Origin of the sequence: Rhizobium sp. PvP014 (assembly GCF_017876855.1) — a bacterium.
Lineage (GTDB): Bacteria > Pseudomonadota > Alphaproteobacteria > Rhizobiales > Rhizobiaceae > Neorhizobium > Neorhizobium soli.
Genome location: NZ_JAGIOT010000002.1, coordinates 1,303,126 through 1,320,587, shown reverse-complemented (window position 1 = coordinate 1,320,587; position 17,462 = coordinate 1,303,126). Strand labels below are relative to the sequence as shown.

The following is a 17,462-nucleotide window of genomic DNA, read 5'->3' as shown; positions in this document are numbered from 1 at the left end:
CTTTCTTCGAATGATTATCGCATTCATTATAGATTTAGGTGATTCTGTCCCAGGCGCTTTTTTTGGTGACTTTTGGCAGTAAAAAAGGCTGTACTTTCAATAACGAGGGCTTTCACGGCGCAGCAAAAAAAGGCGTTAAGCGGACCTCCAAGGGAGTTAATTTTTCTGCAAAACGGCAATTTCAGAGAAAATAATTCTGGTCAATAATTGGTTGAGCTAGCGGACCATCACCATCCGTCCGTGTTCCAGGTAGTCGTTCGGCCAGGTTGAGGAGCGTCGCCTTCACACGATCCAGTGTTGTGCATCCATCCTCCGGCTTGAAAAGAAGCAGAGAGGAACTGCCTTAACGGCCGCCCGAAATCACCTGCCTGCCCTGATCCGTGAGAACAAGCACCGGGCTGCCGTTTACCGCTATCTCTCTCAGAAATGCGCTCCGTTAGAGAGATGCAACCGTTGCAGTCGAAACGCGCCGGTCGCCAATCAGCCAAACGCGGCCGGAGCGGCGCTGACGGCGATATCGCGCGATAGCGCACAAGGCTTCAATGGAGGTTTTCGATGGCGATTTCCGAACGCTAGTCATCATGACAGCAAGGCTCCTGTTCCTCGTATGTTCATGTGAGAATCGCAGTTATGGCGGCCGGTTTGGCTGCTGGTGTTGCGGATAGCCTCCTTGCGGTCGCCGCAATCGGGCCAGACACTGGAGCGCGTCCACCGAAAGCGTCACCTGTCGCGCCCCAGTTTTAGGCTATACAATTCTGACTGTGTTGACGTGATGAGGTCTTGTGACGGATTCCATCCAAAAGCCGCGAGGAATTCCCGAATAATAGGCCGGGAAATTTCCTTTGGGTCGCCAAGCAACAGCTCGGATGTCCGCAATGACCTCTCAACTGTAATAGTGTCGGATTGGGTGACCATCGGCGACGTAAAATCTAGTCGATTTGGGTCCTCGACCCATAGTCTTCGTCCCAGGCAGTTATAGAGAGAGATTGTTAGGGTCGCACCCTCTTTGTATAGCCCAGCCGCCCTCAGCCGATGGGTGAACTCGGTGATTTCAGTGACGGTATACATAAAGCTACCGACCCCAAGGACGCGGCCTTCGGGAACATTCCCGTCTTTGCTAAGGTCTTCACGAAGCGCTTTGTAGTGCAGGAACTGGCCGCTTTGATACATGCGCCAGAATTCGACGTGGTGATACAAATCACACCAATCCTGAGCAAACTCAGATGTGTATTCAGACCCGCCATGTTCATCGTTTCGTGCCGCGATATGTGGATAATCCCATCCCCGAAGCGAAACACTTCCTTTTTTTACCATCTCACGCGCGTCTACCATGCTCAACTCCTCGGGGAGCACTGTGGGACGGATTACCACGCGGAAGAAACCCACAGCTCTAATTTTTTCAAGCAGGGAGTCACTCATCATAGGCCACCAAGCTCCTTATCGAAATACTCGGCCATTTTGGCGGCAATACCCTTCGGGGCATCAGGCGCAGCGGTTTCCTCCGCTTTCGCTTCGAGGCCCAGACTTTGGAAGTGACGCATCGTCTGAATAGCTGCCCGTTCGATGATGTCGCGCATGTCGTTTGCATTGTTAACGCGGGAACTTTGGGGCCGTCCAGTTTTACTTCGATAGTAAACCACTCCGCGTTGCAATTCGTTTTTGTTGCCACCGTCTTTCGAGCAAATCACAGGTGTCCTTTCGAAGGGCCCGACAGTGATTACGACGAACCAAAGCTGTACATAGTCGGCCACCTTTTCGACGGTGAAGGAAACGTGAGGGTCTGCAAAAACAGCGACTCTATCCATCATTATGTCGGGAACAAAGCTAGCTAGTTCCTCATCGCTCAGGCCTTGGCGGACTAGAGACTCATCCTCGATACCTACGACAATGCGACCGCCATCTTGGACGTTAGCCATTGCTAGGATGTCTTTGATAAATCCGACGTCCCAACACATTGCCCTTTTGAACTCGAGGCTATCGCTTTCCTGCGCACCTTGTAACAGTTCCTCAAGTTCTTCCGTGGTCACGCGCTACTCGCAATGTTGACTTTCTAAAGGTGTGAAAGGCCGCAGTCATTCGCTATCGCAATCTTTGCCGCCGAACTCGATGAGACGATCTTCACCAATTGCCCCTACGTTGAATCGCCACGCGGCGAAACCATAACCCATCACATGCGGAATAGGGACCTCATATTGACGCCAACCGGCCTCAAAGCCTTTTCCAATGCTGCAAGAAAGTAGCCCGTCTCTGGGGTCGCCTTGGCTTTAGCGATATCGGATAGATGTTTCGAGTTCCTCGACACGAAGGAAATCGCAAGCATCCCATAAAGGCCGTCCAGCCCAAGCGCCGCGTCGTGCGGTCCGATAACGCATACGAGAACCGCAGATAGGGCAACTCAGCGTGCCGGTTAATGCTGCCGGTTGCACTGGCTGGCTCGCGGTTAGGCGAGGGGCGGCACGGGGTGTCTGTGACCAAATAGGGCGACTATATAAGACGATGCTTTAGTGCCAAGGCGGTATCAATTTGATCCCCCGGAACCCGCAGCTTGAGATAGCCATGACCGGTCATTCCGGCTGAGGAAGAGAGCGCCTGGCGACATCCACGATTGTCGATGTCAACATACCCAGACGATCCGCCGCCAACCGGTTGATGTGCCAATATAAGGGAATATCGAGAGAAGTATCTGGGATCAGCTCTACAAGGCGACCAGCTGACAAGTGGTCTCTGGCGAGGATGGCCGGGTTCATCCCCCACGCCATGCCCATCAGCGTGGCGTCGAGGGTCATTGCCTGCGTTCTTTGTCCCATGGACCGGTGTGCACCGTGTAGATGAACCTCCGACATTCAGAGGGAGAGTTTCTACCCCCGCAGTGCTTATGTGGTTCGCCTGTGCTGCAGGAGGTGGCGCAACGGTTGCCGTCATTGAAATCGGAGCCGTCGCGCTGGCACTGAACTTTGGTTACGAACCCGCTCTCGCCATCCTGTTCACCGTGCCGCTCTGCATCGCGTCCGTCGCCGGAGGCATCTGGATAAGCGTCCGAAATCGCATGCCTTCGCGAAAGGTCGTGCTGGTTCAGCTCGCCGTGATGGCCTTCGGGTCAGGGCTCGCAGCAGCTAATCATTCGATGGCGGTAACCATTGCTGGAACGGTGCTCGTAGGTGCAGTGCTCACGCCTCTTGGCACCTACTGCTCACTGGCTCTGGACGCTCTTGCCCCTCCTGAACGACGACCGGAAATCTTCGCGCTCCTGCGGGCTTCCAAGGCGGTCGGTGTTGTATTTGCAAGTGCATTGCTTGCGTTGGTGGGGCTGTCAACGGCGATGGTCTGGGTAACCGCGCTTATAATTGCCGTAACTTCCATGGTAGCAGTCGTCTCGTAGATGAGCGTTCGATATATTGGTTAACGTGAGGTTGACTACGTATTGCAACTATTGCGACCAATCTCGAATTGGTGCGTTCAATCGCTTATGACCAACGATCACTTGAGATTATGGCTCGCAGCAGCTTTTGAAGCAAAAAGCCATAGGCAGATGTATGCAATTGCTTCGGAGATCGGGGAGGCCGGAACTTTGGCTTCTCCGGCATTGCGGAAGGCGGCTCGAAATCTCGCTCGTTCGCTTCACGGCGTGATCGAACTACCGATTGCGGACGCAAGCGTGTTAGCAAAAGCTGACCGACGGTTCGCTGTGTTGTGCGAGCTTTTGAAGAAAACTGCTTCTGGAACACCGCCAAGTCTCACTGCGTAAGCGAGTTCTCGTGGCAGTGCGAGTCGGCTGCCGCCGATACTTCCAACCACAGAGTATTGAGTGCGCCGCCCAATGAGCCGGAAGGCTTTGGCCTAGCGCTCGATGTCGCCGGTAGCGCAGCCGTCCAATGCGATGAACTCGGATGTCGATGGCTGGTTCCATGCTTTGGCTACTCCGACAAATCGCAACCTGCCGCATGTTGTTGGAGCCGTATACTGAAGGCAGCTCACAAGCAGCGAGAATCTGGCCATGCGAACCAGCGCAAAAACCCTGATGGCCTGATTGGCAACTACGCGACCGCCAAAGCATGCAGTGTAATCAAACACCCTCGGTCATTCTGCGAGGGAGATCGCACTGGCGATGGCGTACCCGAGCCGCGAAGTACGCACATGAAATCCCTGTCGTCAGTTGGGGTGACGAGGGCGGTTCAGCTCCGCTTCTGATGTGAATTCGGTTTTCGATAGCGTTGACTCTTCTCACTGGAGAGGTGAGAACATAGCACGAACAAAATCAACTCACGTCAGGTTCGAAGATGATACACACTACCCAAGCCAACGCGCCTGATGAGATAGAGACCGATCTGGTAGAAGTGATCCTCGCTGCGCACCACGGCGATGCCGTAGCAGCCTTACGTGAAGTTATTGCTGATGCGTCCTTTCTGCACGAGCAACTAAGAACGGCATCGTCGTTTCTCAGCTATGGAGCGGCGAGGGGATGGCGGCCGAAATTCACCCGAGAGTGAGCGTCCAACGCAATCGAAGCCATCCGTGATTGGACTGCGCAGGCTTGATGCTAAGCAAGCGTGCCCGTCAACATCTATGCGATAGGGGGCACCGTTCATTGAAGTCCTCTACACCCCATGCCATCATCGATGGCTCTGCCGGTTTCAGTTCTCACTCTGCCTTCGGCACGTTGCGTGATTGATTTTACCGGTTCGTATGTCGCTGTCCGGATTAGGGGAGCCAACCATGAGTGTGGCGTTGGACAGGATCGGGGAGAATGCTTTGCGACTGCAGATCGCGAGGCGGCTGCCCTCGACCCTTCCTTGTGCAACAGCAGACCAAGGGGATGAGGGATGCACCCGGCCATTCGAAAAGCCGATGTTGAAGATGCGGGGATACTGTCGGTTCTGGCCATAGAGGTGTGGTTGGACACCTATGCCACGGAAGGTGTCTCGTTGCACTTTGCGGCGCATTTGCTTGACGAGTATTCGCCTCAAGCTTTCAGTGAAGCGTTGCGGGACGAAAGCATCCATATCTTCGTTTACACCGATGGAACCTTCGTTAAAGGGTATCTGAAGCTCATCACAGAACCGACGGCGCTCGATGTGCGGTACGGGACGGTAGAGGTGGCGACGCTGTATGTGCGTCGGCATCACAAGCGACAGGGTATAGGAAGGGAACTTCTACGCAAGGCGATGAACGTGGCAGCAGAGCCAGAACACCGAAGCATGTACCTTACCGTACATCACGCCAACCGAGATGCGCTGGTCTTCTACGAGACCCACGGCTTCCGTCAAGCTGGTGACTTCTTGTTCGAGTTTGAAGGCATCCAGGTGCCGAATATCGTTCTCGCCACCGATCTCGGGTGGCAAAATGACCGCTTGTGAACCGAGCCCCTGTGACGGCTCGGCGGCTTTGGCACGAAGCGAACCTTCAGCCTAAGATTGACAAGAAACGGACCTTCTGCGCACAATTGGGCTAGGTAGATACAGCCTGCTGCTTGCGCCCCTGGGGTATGGTGAATGTATCGGGTCACCCATGGCTCACTTTGCCCGGACGAACGGGTCAGCAACGCAAGCTCCTGACCATATCCGTTCGTCTCATGCAAAGGATCATTACATGCGCGATTTCCGCGATGCCAAAGCCATGGCGAAAACGTTACGTGCCGCTCTTCACGTCAAATCTGTCGTCTTGACCACCAGTGAGAGCCAAGAACTTGTTGCTCATATTTTCGGCTTTCGTGACTGGAACGTATTGACTGCAAGGACCAACCAAGCGTCCCATTTGCCTGCGTGTTCTGTGGAAGACACCGCCTCACCTCCGCCCGGAGCACGCATCCCCTTAGTTCCTATGCGCGATCTTGTCTTGTTCCCGCATATGATCTCGCGGATTTTCGTGGCACGCGAGAAATCTCGCCAAGCTGTGGAACGCGCACTCACCGACGATCAGCGTATCCTTATCGTTGCCCAAAGACATGGCGGAGAGGCTTATCCCGACACACTTGAAGCCTTTCATCCGGTAGGCGTGATAGCAAACGTGGTAGACCGTCAAACCCAGGTGGATGGAACTCTCAAGGTTACCGTGCGGGGATTACAGCGGGCAAGACTGAGCCGACTGATCGATGAGAAGTACTTGGCGGCTGAGATTGCGCCGATTGAAGAACAGCGTGGCGATTCGAAGGAGGCGGCTGCACTTTCAAGTGCGGTTCTTAACAGCTATCAGACCTATGCCGAGGTTGATTTTTTCGCGCTCCCACCAGGACCAAAGGCCCGTTTTAGTCTGCCATCTATCGGCAATCCGAGCTTACTAGCCGACACAATCGCTCCGTTGCTATCGAACAGTATCGAAGTGAAGCAGCAGCTCTTGGAAGCTAATGACGTGGTGACGCGTCTCGAAAGACTCATCGATGTGATGAGAGCTGGTCGACCGAAAGCCGCTGCCTAAATTCCATCTCAGCACCCATTGCCGAGGACGACGTCAATTGGATCGGAGAACTGTACCGCATCAAGGACGAACTGCGCGGTCTTGATCCGGAGGCTCGCCTCGCCGCACGGCAGGGGCGGTCAGCGACACTCGTCACCGACATGCAGGCGTGGCTCATCAATCACCGCGCCCGCGTGGGTACAAAGTCCCCGGTCGGCGAGGTTTTGGCCTACATCGCCAAATACTCGGATGGCCCGCAGCTATTCCTGGCCGACGGTTGCATCGAGATCGACAACAACAGCGTCGAGCGACCATCCGGTCCATAGCCTTCAATCGCAAGAACGCGCTTTTTGCGGGCCACGATACCGGAGCCGAGAACTGGGCAACCGGTCTAAACTTGCAAGGTCAATGACGTCGATCCGCAGGCCTATCTGACCGCAACGCTTACTGCCATCGTCAACGGCCACAAGCAGAACCGGATCGATGAGCTGCTCCCTTGGGCTTATCCGATTCTATCCAGCCAGCGTCATTCATGACCGCCCGAAAGCGCAAGCGAATGTCTCTACGCAAAAGCGCATTCAGTTAAAATTGCACGCAGCCGATATATGATTGTTTGACCCTCTCCCACTTATCTTTGGTCAACCAGGGGGCAATATGCGCGTTCTATTTATCCTCGTCGCAACAGTGATGGTAGCAGGTGGCTTGATCGCCACGATCAAAGTCCCCAATGTAGCGGACAATAGGCGGATACTGGCAAACTATCGTGATGATCCGCAGACGACCCTGCAGAGGTTGGAATCTGCAATTCCAATGCGTCCCAGATAGCGCCAAGAGCGCTACTGGCACGCGATTTACCAAAGCTGTTATTGCGCCATTCTACGTGAAAGTTGTTGACCTTCGGATGGCGGGAGCAGCCAGAGACAGCTTTAGCGCACAGATTCAGAAATGGATCATAACCAATCATCCGGAGCTTTTGACTAGCCTCCCAGATAAAGACTTCCTTGAATTGGTCGGCTACCTCAAGAAAATTGGAGACGACGACGTCGAGAACTGCATCCTCTCGGCCGCGATGTCGAGCGATAGAAGCGTCAGAGGAGGCGCAGAGAACTGGGAACTTCGTCTCTAACCGCGTATGCTAGGGGCCCGGCTGCGTTGGCCTACGGAAGCGCCAGCGCTCTTAGGCATCTCGTACTGACTGCGAGTCCCCTGGGTGGGAGCAGCACGTCGATTACACCGATTGCCGAGGAGGGCGTCAAAAGGATTAGCGAGCTGTATCGGATCGAGGGCGAATTGCGCGGCCTTGATCCGGAGGCTCGCCTCGCAGGACGGCAGGAGCGGTCAGCGCCACTCGTCACCGACATGCAGGCGTGGCTCATCCATCACCGCGCCCGCGTGGGTACAAAGTCCCCGCTCGGCGAGGCTTTGGCCTACATTGTCAAATACTGGGATGGTCTCCAGCTTTTCCTGGCTGACGGGCGCATCGAGATCGACAACAACAGCGTCGAGCGGACCATCAGGCCGATTGCCCTCAATCGCAAGAACGCACTTTTTGCGGGGCATGATGCCGGAGCAGAGAACTGGGCGATTATCGCTTCGCTCGTCGAGACCTGCAAGCTCAATGCCGTCGATCCGCAGGCCTACCTGACGACGACACTCACCGCCATCGTCAGCGGCCACAAGCAGAGCCGGATCGTTGAACTCCTGCCTTGGAACCACAACAGCACGGCGGTAAACACTTCCGCTCACTGAAAGCGGACGGACAATCTTAATATTCCCCTTCACCTGTCACTAACCGGCCGATGTCATATTGCCTGGGTTTCTGGGGACAATGCATGTTGCGAACGGTTGTTAATGGTATCATTGAGATGATGTATTTGTTCGCCTACAACAGTGTCGCTGGCCCGCGTGCTTTTCTACTGTGGGTCGGCATCGCAGGATTTTTTGAATCATTGCTGTCTGCAGCGCTGGCTACGGTGCCTGTTTATACCGTTATTCTCGTGGTTCTGGCGACCACTGTTTTGCGTCCGTGGACTATCCTACGACGGCTCCTCCGCAAGCCTCTAAGAAGCTCATTTGAGATAGGCTCAGCTCTCGTATCGCCCAGAGGCCTCTAGACTGTCTTCAAGCCCGAACCCTTGCATATTGTCACTTGTCGAGCATTGAAGGTCCTGCAAAAACTGCACCCGGGATCAGTTGAAGTGCGGCAAGCAGCGCTAACCGAATACTTCTCCCTCCACAGCAAAGGAGCTGCAATTTGAACCATGCGTTTTTGAAGGCTACGTCTTCTCCCGGTTTGGCGATCATTGTGATTTCAGTGGTTTGTATAGGGCTGGGCTTTGCAGTAAGCCGAAATACGGGCATAGCTGCCCAACGAAGGCTCTTGCGCTACTCGGCGTTGGTTACTGTGTTGCTCATCGCATTGATGTTGCCATCCCTAATCACAAATCCATTTGGTGAGGGTTCATCGCACGGAGCTTTTTACGGCATCTTGCTCGTCGCGTCGTTCTACGCGGTGTTGTTGGGAGGCTTTTTCGTACTCCCGGTGAGTTCGCTTTTTTTGCTAGTGTCGCTATTCGCTTGCCTGTTCTCAACGTTCATGCCCCGACGTGATCTACCATCATTCTCAGAAGGGCGGCGTGCAGCCCAGTCGGATGGTGGGGCAGGAACGAAGCAGCGCTTTGGGCGACGATCAACGTCATGAGCCAAGGTTCAGTAGTGTCATGAGAAAAACCCAGTAAGGACACAGCAAACGCCTTGTCGCTGGGTCATGAAATAGCGATTGCAGATTTATATCGTGCCGACGAGGTGGGCTCAGGACACCGATTACGGAGCATCGCCACCCCCGAGAACATCACAGACGCCGAAGAGGCCGCAATCTCGTTGGCGAGCTTCTTGAAAGCTCTGCATTTGAAATCGACGGCAGACGCACCGATTGCAGGGCCGATCAACAATTTGAGGGAATTCCTCTCAATGAAATGTCGGCACGTACTCTTCCCGCTATTGACATCGTCTCGGATGAAATCGACGCAAAGGCGGCTGTTGAGCTTTGGAACGAGGCTCGTTCGGAAAGCTATGACGCCCGACCCGTATGGCTGCATGGTGACCTCAAGGCAGACAATCTTCTGACCGTTGGTGGAAAATTGTCTGGGGTCATAGACTGGAGACTGTCTGCCGTAGGAGACCCTGCGGCCGACTACGCAACCGCATGGTCGTGGGTGCAGCCATCTGCCAGAAAAGGATTTAGGAACGTCCTCGGCTTGAGTGAGGGCGAATGGCTTCGCGGCAAAGCTTGGGCGTTGTATGGAACGGTGATCGCGCTGAGCCATTATCGAGGCGGCAAAAACGAGCCGCTCTGTGAACAATGCCGACTCACGCTATCTCGGTTGGATTTGATGCTTTGACCGCTTATGGGGCGAAGCGGAAGACTCCTATCGGCCTACCAATCCCTAGATTTGGTCGGCACTCGCCACGGCAGATAGAACCCGACTGAGTTGCAATTCCCACAACCAGCGCATCTTCTCTGCCGTTTCGGGATTAGAACACCATTCAAGCGGGACATGCAAACATTGGCGCACGGCAGTCTTCCAATCAATCAGAGCTTGTGCCCAGGAATAGCAAGAATCGTCTACCTCCTTGTGCCAACAGCGGACAATCTCTGCTTCGTGTGCGATTCTAATATCTTCCGGCCACCACAGCACGAGAAAGTAGGCAAGATCGTGTATGGCCAAGGAGTAGGTCAGAGACCAATCAAACGGCTGGCGATCAATGAAGAAGACTGGGCTGTCGTTGCCTTTCGGCGTCAAGATATTCATCGAATTGAGGTCGCCATGAAGGAGGGACATTCCCCGACGGTCCAATAGGCGATCCCGCAATTGCATCTCCAGTGCAGTTGCTTCGTTGTAGAGGTCACGACCCGAAATGGCCTTTAGCGCGGCAATGCCAGGACGGACTTCATGGAAATATCGGTTTACAGCCTTTCGATCAGGGGCAGGACGAGCCTCCCAGTGATGCTTATGCAAGCGACCCAGCGCTTCTGCTACGGCAAGACCGTAGGTGCGGTTGGGCACCACGTCTCGACGGTTGTTATGAGTTTCCGCAAGATCATCAAGCAGCAAATGATAGCCGACCTGGCTGTCGAATTCGGCATTCCAGCATTTCACAAGAGGCGCATCAGCCATTGTGACATAGTCGCGTGTATAATAATCAACTTCCGAGCGGCCAAATGATGACCCGTGGCATAATTTGACCCGAAGCGATGCCGTCTTCCCGTCGCGAAACTTCACGATCATCGGCACTTGGCTTGACCAATTGCTGCTCTCGATCTTCATTCGCAAAGAGGTGACTTCTTTCCCAAGCATGTCGCTCAGCCATTGAGTTGTGAGGCTTTCCGCACTTGTAATCACTTTGTTCATTTGCATCGGTTCAGACTATCGAAAATGACATCATATAGAGAACAATCATGGCTATGAGAGCAAATGGCGCTTCTGAGCCATGACTGCAATCGGCCCGAAGCGGCCATTGCCATGCGTATGGCAACTCTTAAAATACTGCGATGTGATTAAAGTTCTGGTGGGAAGCAAATGGAATTTACAGAGGCAAGAAGCCTTTCGCCTGTTGCAGTGACCGCAACTGCCGCCGACCACATCGAGAGTTTCCACAAAGCGCTCGATCTAGTGGCCAGGGAGCGGAGATATTTGACGTTGATGGAGGCGTTCCCGTTTCCAGATACGCAGAAGTTCGTCCTAGATATGATCAAGCAAGGAAACCCGCATTCGTCGCTACCGTAGAAGATGAGGTTGTTGGCTGGTGTGATATATCCCGCCACTTCTTTCCGGCACATAGACATCGAGGAAGCCTGGGAATGGGTATCATCGAAGCCTACCGGGGCCAAGGTCTAGGAAGGCGTCTCATGCTAGCAGCGTTGAAGCAGGCCCGAGCTTCGGGCTTCATTCGCATCGAACTGTCTGTGCATGCTGACAATACAAGGGCCATCGCCCTCTACGAGAGGGTTGGCTTCCTCAAGGAAGGTGTTCAGAAGCGCAGCGTCCTTATCGATGGCCGTTTTCTTGACGCCGTTAACATGGCGATCTTACTCGACGAGCAATGACCGCAGTTGGCGCGGCTCGCCTTTCGGCCCATTGCAGCCTTTGGAAATATGAATCGCGACACCCACGTGTTACTTATGGACAGGATACAACAGACGGTAACAATCTTGCTCAGCATACTAGGGTTGACCCTTGGCGCTGTCTGTGGCCTTGAAATCGCGGGAATTTTTGGCTTGCTTATGTTCGCCCTTGTCGGAGCAATTGCTGGCCTGTGTCTGGGCCTTATTGGCTGGCGGATGATTTATCTGCTGGCCTTGTTCCCTTAGCCATATCTGCATTTGGCGGAAAGCAGGCAAAGTTCTCTTACCGCTAAGCGGACGTCGCTGGCCTGGGCGACCTCGGTAAGGTTGCCGTAAGGCGGTAGAGGAAACCTCCCGCTGCTCCACCCGACGATGCGGCAACTATCATCAGCGCGGGGTGGAGTTCAGTTGCGAGTGTCGGCGCAACCCACATGAACGTCGCGAGTGTCAGAAGACCAGCGAGCAACCCAGCTATCGCGAACGTCCTCTTCCTTTTAGCGCGACACCGATTCAATAACAGTAGCAATACGGCAGCGAATGGCGAGACCAGAAGAAGCAAAGGTATTAGCATTAGGCTTGTAAGCACCCACGCGGCCATGGGAGCAGCCCAACCACCCGGTGCACACACTATCAGGCAACTCACATACGTTCCTACGAGGTGGGCGATAGCCAGGCTACCTGCTGCATCAAGTACCCGGGTCACAAACGACTTCGCAGAAGAGCTATGCTCACCTTCCATTTATTCCCTCTGACCGCCGAAGTACCAGCGTTTGAATGGTCCCGGCAAAACGGCGTTTTCTTCGCAAAGCAGCCCTCAGCATACTAGACTTCGGGGGTGGGTCAGAATTCGGCCTAAGCTGTCAAAGCACCCCTGTTGCCCCGTTTGCTGAGGCAACAGAAAGTCTACCGCGCTTCTAAGTTCTCTCTGAGGCAATCGCCCAGTTGTGTAGGCAGCGATCAAGGCCAATAGCGATCTCTAAGACGAAGATGTCGTGCTCACGGGTCGCGCCTGCCTTCGAGCGGGAGATGAACTTGCGAGGGAAGTCAGTCCGCCTCGATATCGAGCAGACTTCCATCCACTTGAAGCCATTGTCGATCTCGACGTCCATGGTCACCTGACTGTAGTTTGGCAGGCGGTCAGATTCTACAATTCGCGTCGGAAGACCAATCACCGAACCGATCATCTTTCTGACGGGCTCCAGGCAAGCAGCGTGGTAATCCATGCCAGTGTCCGCCGTGAATGCCGCCTGGAATTCCAGTTGCCAGAACTCCTTCAGACGCATGTGCGCAGTCGTCTGCTCTTGTTCCCGACGGTAAGACCGGCCCGCCTGCCAGACACAGAGCGGAAGCTTTGCACCGGAGTGACTATCGAGCAGGTGGGCCATGTAGGCGTAGGTTGAAGGGGTCGTCTCTGGGCGAAGGACGAGTTCCGTTTCCGTCTCCGTCGTCCGCTCTTGTACCCAGACGTCGGCATTCTCGTAAGCGTCGGAGATCATGTTGCGAGGGATGAGAGTGGGAGCCTCAATGCGCCGCATATCCCACGCAGGGTTGACCGAGCGGAGGAAGAATTTAACTTCCTCGGAAAAATGGCGAATGAAATCTTCGCGGCGGAGGATTTCGCGTTCCTCCCAATGCACGAGCGAGTTCACGTTCAGAATGCTGAGCATGGCCTGTTCTCCTTGATGGCCATTTAGGAATGAGGTGAATTTTACGTCCAATCGGTCGCGCGAAGACGCGCGGCATCACGACTGGACGTAACGACCTCGTCCGCCGAACACGCACAGGAAGGCAACCCGCTTGATGCGGCCCTTCTCTATCGATTGCGTGGTCACGTTGCTCATACGATGAGCTAATGCACTAGAGAGACCCGAGGGTCAACCATCAGGTGTTGGCGCATAGCTCCTCAGGTCGGCTGTCGGCACAAACCGGCCAACCGCAGCCTACGCATGTCGAGCGGCTCTCGGTGCTTTGTTTCCGCAGGAAACGGGTGGCGTTGAGCTTCACTGCCCCTGTATCGCTCGGTTTTCAACAATGGAGGCCAACCAATGGGTTTGCTTGAAGACAAGGTAGCTATCGTCACGGGTGCATCGTCAGGTATCGGCCGCGCAGCCGCGTTGCTGTCCAGCGCCGAAGGTGCGGCGGTTGTGATCAACGGAAGAAACAGAACGGCGCTCGATCATGTTTTGGGTAGTATTCATGCTGGGGGAGGACGAGTTGTAGCAGTTCAGGCGATGTTGGCCTGCCGGAGACGCATGCGAGGCTGGTAGCAGAGGCCTATCAGTCCTTCGGAGGCTCAAACATAGTCTTCAACAACGCGGCGTCCGTCGGTCCTGTTAAACCTCTCGCCGAGGTCGAGTTGCCGGAATGGCAAGATACGATCTCAACGACCCTGACCTCAGCCTTTCTTGCGAGCCGCTCTCAAATTCCCGCAATGCTTCAGAAGGGAGGCGGCAGCATCATATTTACATCGAGCTTCGTCGGCACCAGCGTCGGGCTTCCCGGCATGGCGGTGTATGCCGCTGCCAAAGCGGGCTTGATGGGCTTGGTGAAGGGTATCACGGCGGATTACGGCAGCCAGGGCATCAGGGCGAACGCTCTACTCCCAGGCGGGGTTGATACTCCTATGGCTGGTGACGAAGGCCAGAAGGCATGGGCGGCCGGGCTGCATGCAATGAAACGCATCGCGCAACTCGAGGAGATCGCGAATGCGGCCCTCTTCCTCGCCAGCTCCATGTCGAGCTTTGTCATGGTTCAGCCCTCTACGCGGACGGCGGTAACTCTGCGGTCAAATAATCGTCAAATCCTGGGGATCGCCGCTATGCGGCGCTCCTCTCCATGAAATGGGCTGGACCGCTTTTCGGCTCGAAGCCGAGGTCGCATTTCGGCCCGAAGCGGTCATTGCCGACACAAAGCACCCACTTTCGACCGTCAGCTTTGTCATCGGCGCAGCTTTTCACTCAGTCGCTCCACCCGCCGTCAGAACCTTTAGAAATTCCTCATCACCAGCTTGATGAGCAAAGGAAAGCGCGGTTTCACCAGCGCTACCCTTTGCATTAGGATTCGCGCCGTTTGCGATTAGGGCAGCAATTACGTCGGGTCCATTTTCCTGATTATTTGCTTGCATGATGAGAGGCGTCCAGCCTTTGACATCTCTGGCTTCGATATCAGCACCTCTTTGCACGAGTAGGCTGACCGCACCGGGATCGGTGACGATGTGGAGAAGAGTGACACCCTCGTCGTTTTTCGCGCTGATGTCGGCTCCTGCTGCGAGAAGGAGATCAAGGATGTCCGCGTCGAAATACATGTCGAGAAGATGGATGGGCTGAAAGTTGTATTCATCCATTGAAGTTGCTAATGCAGGGTCGCTTCCGAGCATAGACTGGACCGTTTTCACGTCGCCTCTGTGAACGGCTCCATGAAAAGTCTTGATCACATTGGCATCCGTTGCCGCAGCCGGACCAAATGACATGCCGAGCGCTGCCAGTATGTTGATCAACAAGCGTTTCATATTTTCTCCCCTGACAAGAATCTCAAATAGAAGCACTTTTTGGAACGAAGGATAAAAGGTTTTTCGCTCATCCCAACGTTCGCTATTGGCGCAAAAAGACTGATTCAGGCTATAGCTTAGCACCTGGCAAATTAGCTGCTTGAGTAAGCCAGTTCCTCAGCAACTTCTCATTGAATGGTTCATCTTCGTGAAGGTGCACGTAGCGGACCTCATCTTGTTTGGAGGCAACTGGCGGCGGCGGAGACAGCGACGTACCCTTGAAGAAGGTCACTTTAACGTACCTATCGAAACAGTGGAAGGCCAAGAACCAACCGTTGTCAGGGACACCGTAGAAGGGTGTATTCCATTTCACGGCCTTTTGGACATCGGGAACGATGGCCCTAATCAGGTCGTCAAGCTGCCTTCCTACCCCATGCTTCCAACCTGGCATTGCTTCGATGTATGCCTGAACCGGACCATCACCTTCGCCTTTAGGAATTTGTGGGTTGCCACCCGACAACAGTTTCGCTGCGCCCATTAGAATCCCTCCAGTTTGAGGACAAGAGTTCTACCACCATCGTAGAGAATTGCAGCTTCTGGCGCAAAGCTGCCAAGGTCGCCTCATGTCCCAAGCAGGTCATCGCATGCTCGGAGGTGGCCCTAATACAGCATCTATGAACGGTGCTTTCCGAACGAGATATGCTTTGATCCCGTCTTCACTCGTAGACTCCAACTCTAGCTTCAGTTTCTGATACTCTTGCCGTAGGTCGTCATCCTGCCTAAGCAGGTCACGGAAGCGAAGCATTCTGGTAATCTGCCAGTGCCCCAGCAGGCAGACATGAACCTTATGGGTTCGGACACCCTCAACATCGCGGCGATAGAAGTGGTGTCCATCCAAGAGGTTTTTTCCCCGGACGTATCCCAGCGACGCCATTTCCCAATCAACTCTCTCTTCATCACTGGCACCAGAGACGACCACCAAAAGGTCGATTTCCGGTTTTGCGGCAAGGCCGGGAACTGCCGTGCTACCAACATGGTGAATATCTACCGCCTTAGCTTCGAAAACCGCTGCAAGGCGGGCCCTTTCGGCTTCGAACATGCTGGGCCACTGCCTATCGTACTCGGAGATTTTGCTTGTCAGTGCCATGTGGCCTCCGTCAGCGTAGTGGTCACTAGGCTAACGCATCTAGCTTCAGTTGCAATGACCGCAAATGCGGACCTCGCAGAGAGCCTTGCAGGCTTAACTGCGCATCGAGCGGATTTGGCGTCTTCACGGAGAGAGCATATCTGCCTGCGACATCGCGCAGACTGCTATCGTATTGCCAGCAACTAAACCTGTCAGAACGACCTAAAAGGAAACTAGCAGTGCTCGACTGCTCAAAGCCACATCGACATGTTTACGGATAGGCAATGATTGCTGTGATCAATGGTGTAATGAGAAAAATAAACAACCTTAGACTCATCGGCAGTGTCATCATTGCTGTTTCGTTAGGAGCGCTTTTCCTGATCGATGACGTAAGCTCGTCTCGACGGTCTGATGTACTGGTATCAGTATTGGGACCGGTCGGAGCACTCTGGTTTTTCCGCCTTCTATGCCTGCTCTTCATCGGAATAGCGTTATGGGTGATATATCAGGATGTGAAGTTGCAGACGCGCGTGGATCGCATCATTGCCCAGCAGATTAGCATCGACAAAAGTGTCCGTCGCGATAAGTGACGTTTTTGCGTCGGTCACGTCATGTAGACGTTCAAAGAGATTATGATGTGCGCCATTCGGTCGTCGTAAGAGGTGTCTCGCTGGCGCTTTGATCAAATCTCGCTTTCCTAATCTCGATGATTTGACCCTCTCCCGGACGACAACGATTCACCAACTGCTGTCATGAAAAGTACATCCGGTAAATCACCACCGCGATCAGAGCGGCTACGATTACCATGACAGCTCGTTCCAACCATCGCATGAGTCTCGATTTTGACTGATGGCCGGACGTCATACTGCCAAGCACATCACCAAGGAATTGCAATAACTCACCCACAGTCCTCGACCTCAAATTGCATCCGGAAACTGGGAGTGTGGCGTAGTTTGCGTTTACTTAAGGTTGATGCAATGACGATTTCTATTGAAAGCAGCCCTAGTGCAATTACTCGGCTGAATATTCCCAGGGCAACAACTCATCGATCCCGTTCTGCCTGTGACCGTTGACGATGGCGGTGAGCGTGGCGGTCAAGTAAGCCGGATCAGGCGACAGCGCACAATATGGGAGAGAACACCGCTTACCGGTCGTCGATGGAAGCCGGGGCTTGATCGGAGTATTCCGCACCTACCTCCCAGCCGATTTAAAAGGCGGCAGCAATTCTCAGATCGGCCAGAGGTTCGGCGGTAGATCACGTTTCGAGAGATCGATGCGACTTCGAACCTACCCAATCGTCGCACCATATCGATTGAGGCACAATGCGCTTGCAG

The 17,462-nt window shown here is 54.2% G+C and carries 12 protein-coding genes and 6 pseudogenes; 9 read left to right on the top strand and 9 right to left on the bottom strand.

The features are described 5' to 3' along the window. Positions 1-720 precede the first annotated feature (720 nt). The 3 genes and pseudogenes from J3A65_RS11045 to J3A65_RS11035 all read right to left on the bottom strand — a co-directional run. Positions 721-1,422: a hypothetical protein gene (locus J3A65_RS11045; protein WP_209901218.1), complete on the bottom strand. Its 702-nt coding sequence runs from the start codon at positions 1,420-1,422 to the stop codon at positions 721-723. Beyond that, the gene (locus J3A65_RS11040; protein ID WP_348635213.1) at positions 1,419-2,027 is read right to left on the bottom strand and encodes an ATP-binding protein; all 609 of its coding nucleotides are present in this window, start codon (positions 2,025-2,027) and stop codon (positions 1,419-1,421) included. Before J3A65_RS11040 ends, J3A65_RS11045 begins: the two co-directional genes overlap by 4 nt. 537 nt (positions 2,028-2,564) lie before the next feature. Beyond that, positions 2,565-2,780, bottom strand: a pseudogene (locus J3A65_RS11035) (ArgP/LysG family DNA-binding transcriptional regulator); the annotation flags it as partial. A gap of 95 nt (positions 2,781-2,875) precedes the next feature. On the opposite strand from J3A65_RS11035, the gene J3A65_RS11030 reads away from it, so the two are divergent. From J3A65_RS11030 to J3A65_RS11005, 6 genes and pseudogenes are all read left to right on the top strand, one after another. Then, positions 2,876-3,379 (top strand): hypothetical protein, encoded by a 504-nt coding sequence (locus J3A65_RS11030; RefSeq protein WP_209901216.1) that lies wholly within the window; start codon positions 2,876-2,878, stop codon positions 3,377-3,379. Positions 3,380-4,820: 1,441 nt separating this feature from the next. Further along, positions 4,821-5,354, top strand: coding sequence for a GNAT family N-acetyltransferase (locus J3A65_RS11025; RefSeq protein WP_209901214.1), 534 nt, complete (start codon positions 4,821-4,823; stop codon positions 5,352-5,354). Positions 5,355-5,586: 232 nt separating this feature from the next. After that, positions 5,587-6,411 carry an LON peptidase substrate-binding domain-containing protein gene (locus J3A65_RS11020; protein WP_209901212.1) on the top strand — a complete coding sequence of 275 codons (825 nt, stop codon included), beginning with the start codon at positions 5,587-5,589 and terminating at the stop codon, positions 6,409-6,411. An 8-nt stretch (positions 6,412-6,419) separates the two neighbouring features. Next, a pseudogene (locus J3A65_RS11015) lies at positions 6,420-6,926 on the top strand (transposase); the annotation flags it as partial. Between the two features lie 697 nt (positions 6,927-7,623). Further along, positions 7,624-8,139, top strand: a pseudogene (locus tag J3A65_RS11010) (transposase); the annotation flags it as partial. 1,226 nt (positions 8,140-9,365) lie between these two features. Beyond that, on the top strand, positions 9,366-9,791 hold the full coding sequence (locus J3A65_RS11005) for a phosphotransferase (protein ID WP_209901210.1): 426 nt from the start codon (positions 9,366-9,368) through the stop codon (positions 9,789-9,791). Positions 9,792-9,836: 45 nt separating this feature from the next. On the opposite strand, the gene J3A65_RS11000 is transcribed toward J3A65_RS11005, so the two are convergent. Then, positions 9,837-10,802 carry a phosphotransferase gene (locus tag J3A65_RS11000; protein WP_209901208.1) on the bottom strand — a complete coding sequence of 322 codons (966 nt, stop codon included), beginning with the start codon at positions 10,800-10,802 and terminating at the stop codon, positions 9,837-9,839. A 168-nt stretch (positions 10,803-10,970) separates the two neighbouring features. On the opposite strand from J3A65_RS11000, the pseudogene J3A65_RS10995 reads away from it, so the two are divergent. Then, positions 10,971-11,497, top strand: a pseudogene (locus J3A65_RS10995) (GNAT family N-acetyltransferase). A gap of 932 nt (positions 11,498-12,429) precedes the next feature. Here J3A65_RS10995 and J3A65_RS10990 read toward each other — a convergent pair. Then, on the bottom strand, positions 12,430-13,182 hold the full coding sequence (locus J3A65_RS10990; RefSeq protein ID WP_209901206.1) for an aminoacyl--tRNA ligase-related protein: 753 nt from the start codon (positions 13,180-13,182) through the stop codon (positions 12,430-12,432). 378 nt (positions 13,183-13,560) lie between these two features. On the opposite strand from J3A65_RS10990, the pseudogene J3A65_RS10985 reads away from it, so the two are divergent. Next, positions 13,561-14,308, top strand: a pseudogene (locus J3A65_RS10985) (SDR family oxidoreductase). A gap of 160 nt (positions 14,309-14,468) precedes the next feature. Here J3A65_RS10985 and J3A65_RS10980 read toward each other — a convergent pair. From J3A65_RS10980 to J3A65_RS10970, 3 genes are all read right to left on the bottom strand, one after another. After that, positions 14,469-15,023 (bottom strand): ankyrin repeat domain-containing protein, encoded by a 555-nt coding sequence (locus tag J3A65_RS10980; RefSeq protein WP_209901204.1) that lies wholly within the window; start codon positions 15,021-15,023, stop codon positions 14,469-14,471. A 109-nt stretch (positions 15,024-15,132) separates the two neighbouring features. After that, on the bottom strand, positions 15,133-15,540 hold the full coding sequence (locus tag J3A65_RS10975; protein WP_209901202.1) for a DUF1801 domain-containing protein: 408 nt from the start codon (positions 15,538-15,540) through the stop codon (positions 15,133-15,135). Positions 15,541-15,639: 99 nt separating this feature from the next. Then, the gene (locus J3A65_RS10970; protein ID WP_209901200.1) at positions 15,640-16,149 is read right to left on the bottom strand and encodes a GrpB family protein; all 510 of its coding nucleotides are present in this window, start codon (positions 16,147-16,149) and stop codon (positions 15,640-15,642) included. A 263-nt stretch (positions 16,150-16,412) separates the two neighbouring features. Between J3A65_RS10970 and J3A65_RS10965 the strand changes: the two genes are divergently transcribed. Further along, positions 16,413-16,718, top strand: a complete 306-nt coding sequence (locus tag J3A65_RS10965; protein ID WP_209901198.1) for a hypothetical protein — start codon at positions 16,413-16,415, stop codon at positions 16,716-16,718. 421 nt (positions 16,719-17,139) lie between these two features. Here the strand turns inward: J3A65_RS10965 and J3A65_RS10960 are convergent. Further along, positions 17,140-17,250 (bottom strand): annotated as a pseudogene (locus J3A65_RS10960) (transposase domain-containing protein); the annotation flags it as partial. Positions 17,251-17,462 lie beyond the last annotated feature (212 nt).

Bases quoted from the DNA above. Each gene is read 5' to 3' on its own strand.
- J3A65_RS10980 (WP_209901204.1), bottom strand. From the start codon at position 15,023: ATGAAACGCTTGTTGATCAACATACTGGCAGCGCTCGGCATGTCATTT.
- J3A65_RS11030 (WP_209901216.1), top strand. From the start codon at position 2,876: ATGTGGTTCGCCTGTGCTGCAGGAGGTGGCGCAACGGTTGCCGTCATT.
- J3A65_RS11000 (WP_209901208.1), bottom strand. From the start codon at position 10,802: ATGAACAAAGTGATTACAAGTGCGGAAAGCCTCACAACTCAATGGCTG.
- J3A65_RS11020 (WP_209901212.1), top strand. From the start codon at position 5,587: ATGCGCGATTTCCGCGATGCCAAAGCCATGGCGAAAACGTTACGTGCC.
- J3A65_RS11005 (WP_209901210.1), top strand. From the start codon at position 9,366: ATGTCGGCACGTACTCTTCCCGCTATTGACATCGTCTCGGATGAAATC.
- J3A65_RS11025 (WP_209901214.1), top strand. From the start codon at position 4,821: ATGCACCCGGCCATTCGAAAAGCCGATGTTGAAGATGCGGGGATACTG.
- J3A65_RS10965 (WP_209901198.1), top strand. From the start codon at position 16,413: ATGATTGCTGTGATCAATGGTGTAATGAGAAAAATAAACAACCTTAGA.
- J3A65_RS10975 (WP_209901202.1), bottom strand. From the start codon at position 15,540: ATGGGCGCAGCGAAACTGTTGTCGGGTGGCAACCCACAAATTCCTAAA.
- J3A65_RS11045 (WP_209901218.1), bottom strand. From the start codon at position 1,422: ATGATGAGTGACTCCCTGCTTGAAAAAATTAGAGCTGTGGGTTTCTTC.
- J3A65_RS10990 (WP_209901206.1), bottom strand. From the start codon at position 13,182: ATGCTCAGCATTCTGAACGTGAACTCGCTCGTGCATTGGGAGGAACGC.
- J3A65_RS10970 (WP_209901200.1), bottom strand. From the start codon at position 16,149: ATGGCACTGACAAGCAAAATCTCCGAGTACGATAGGCAGTGGCCCAGC.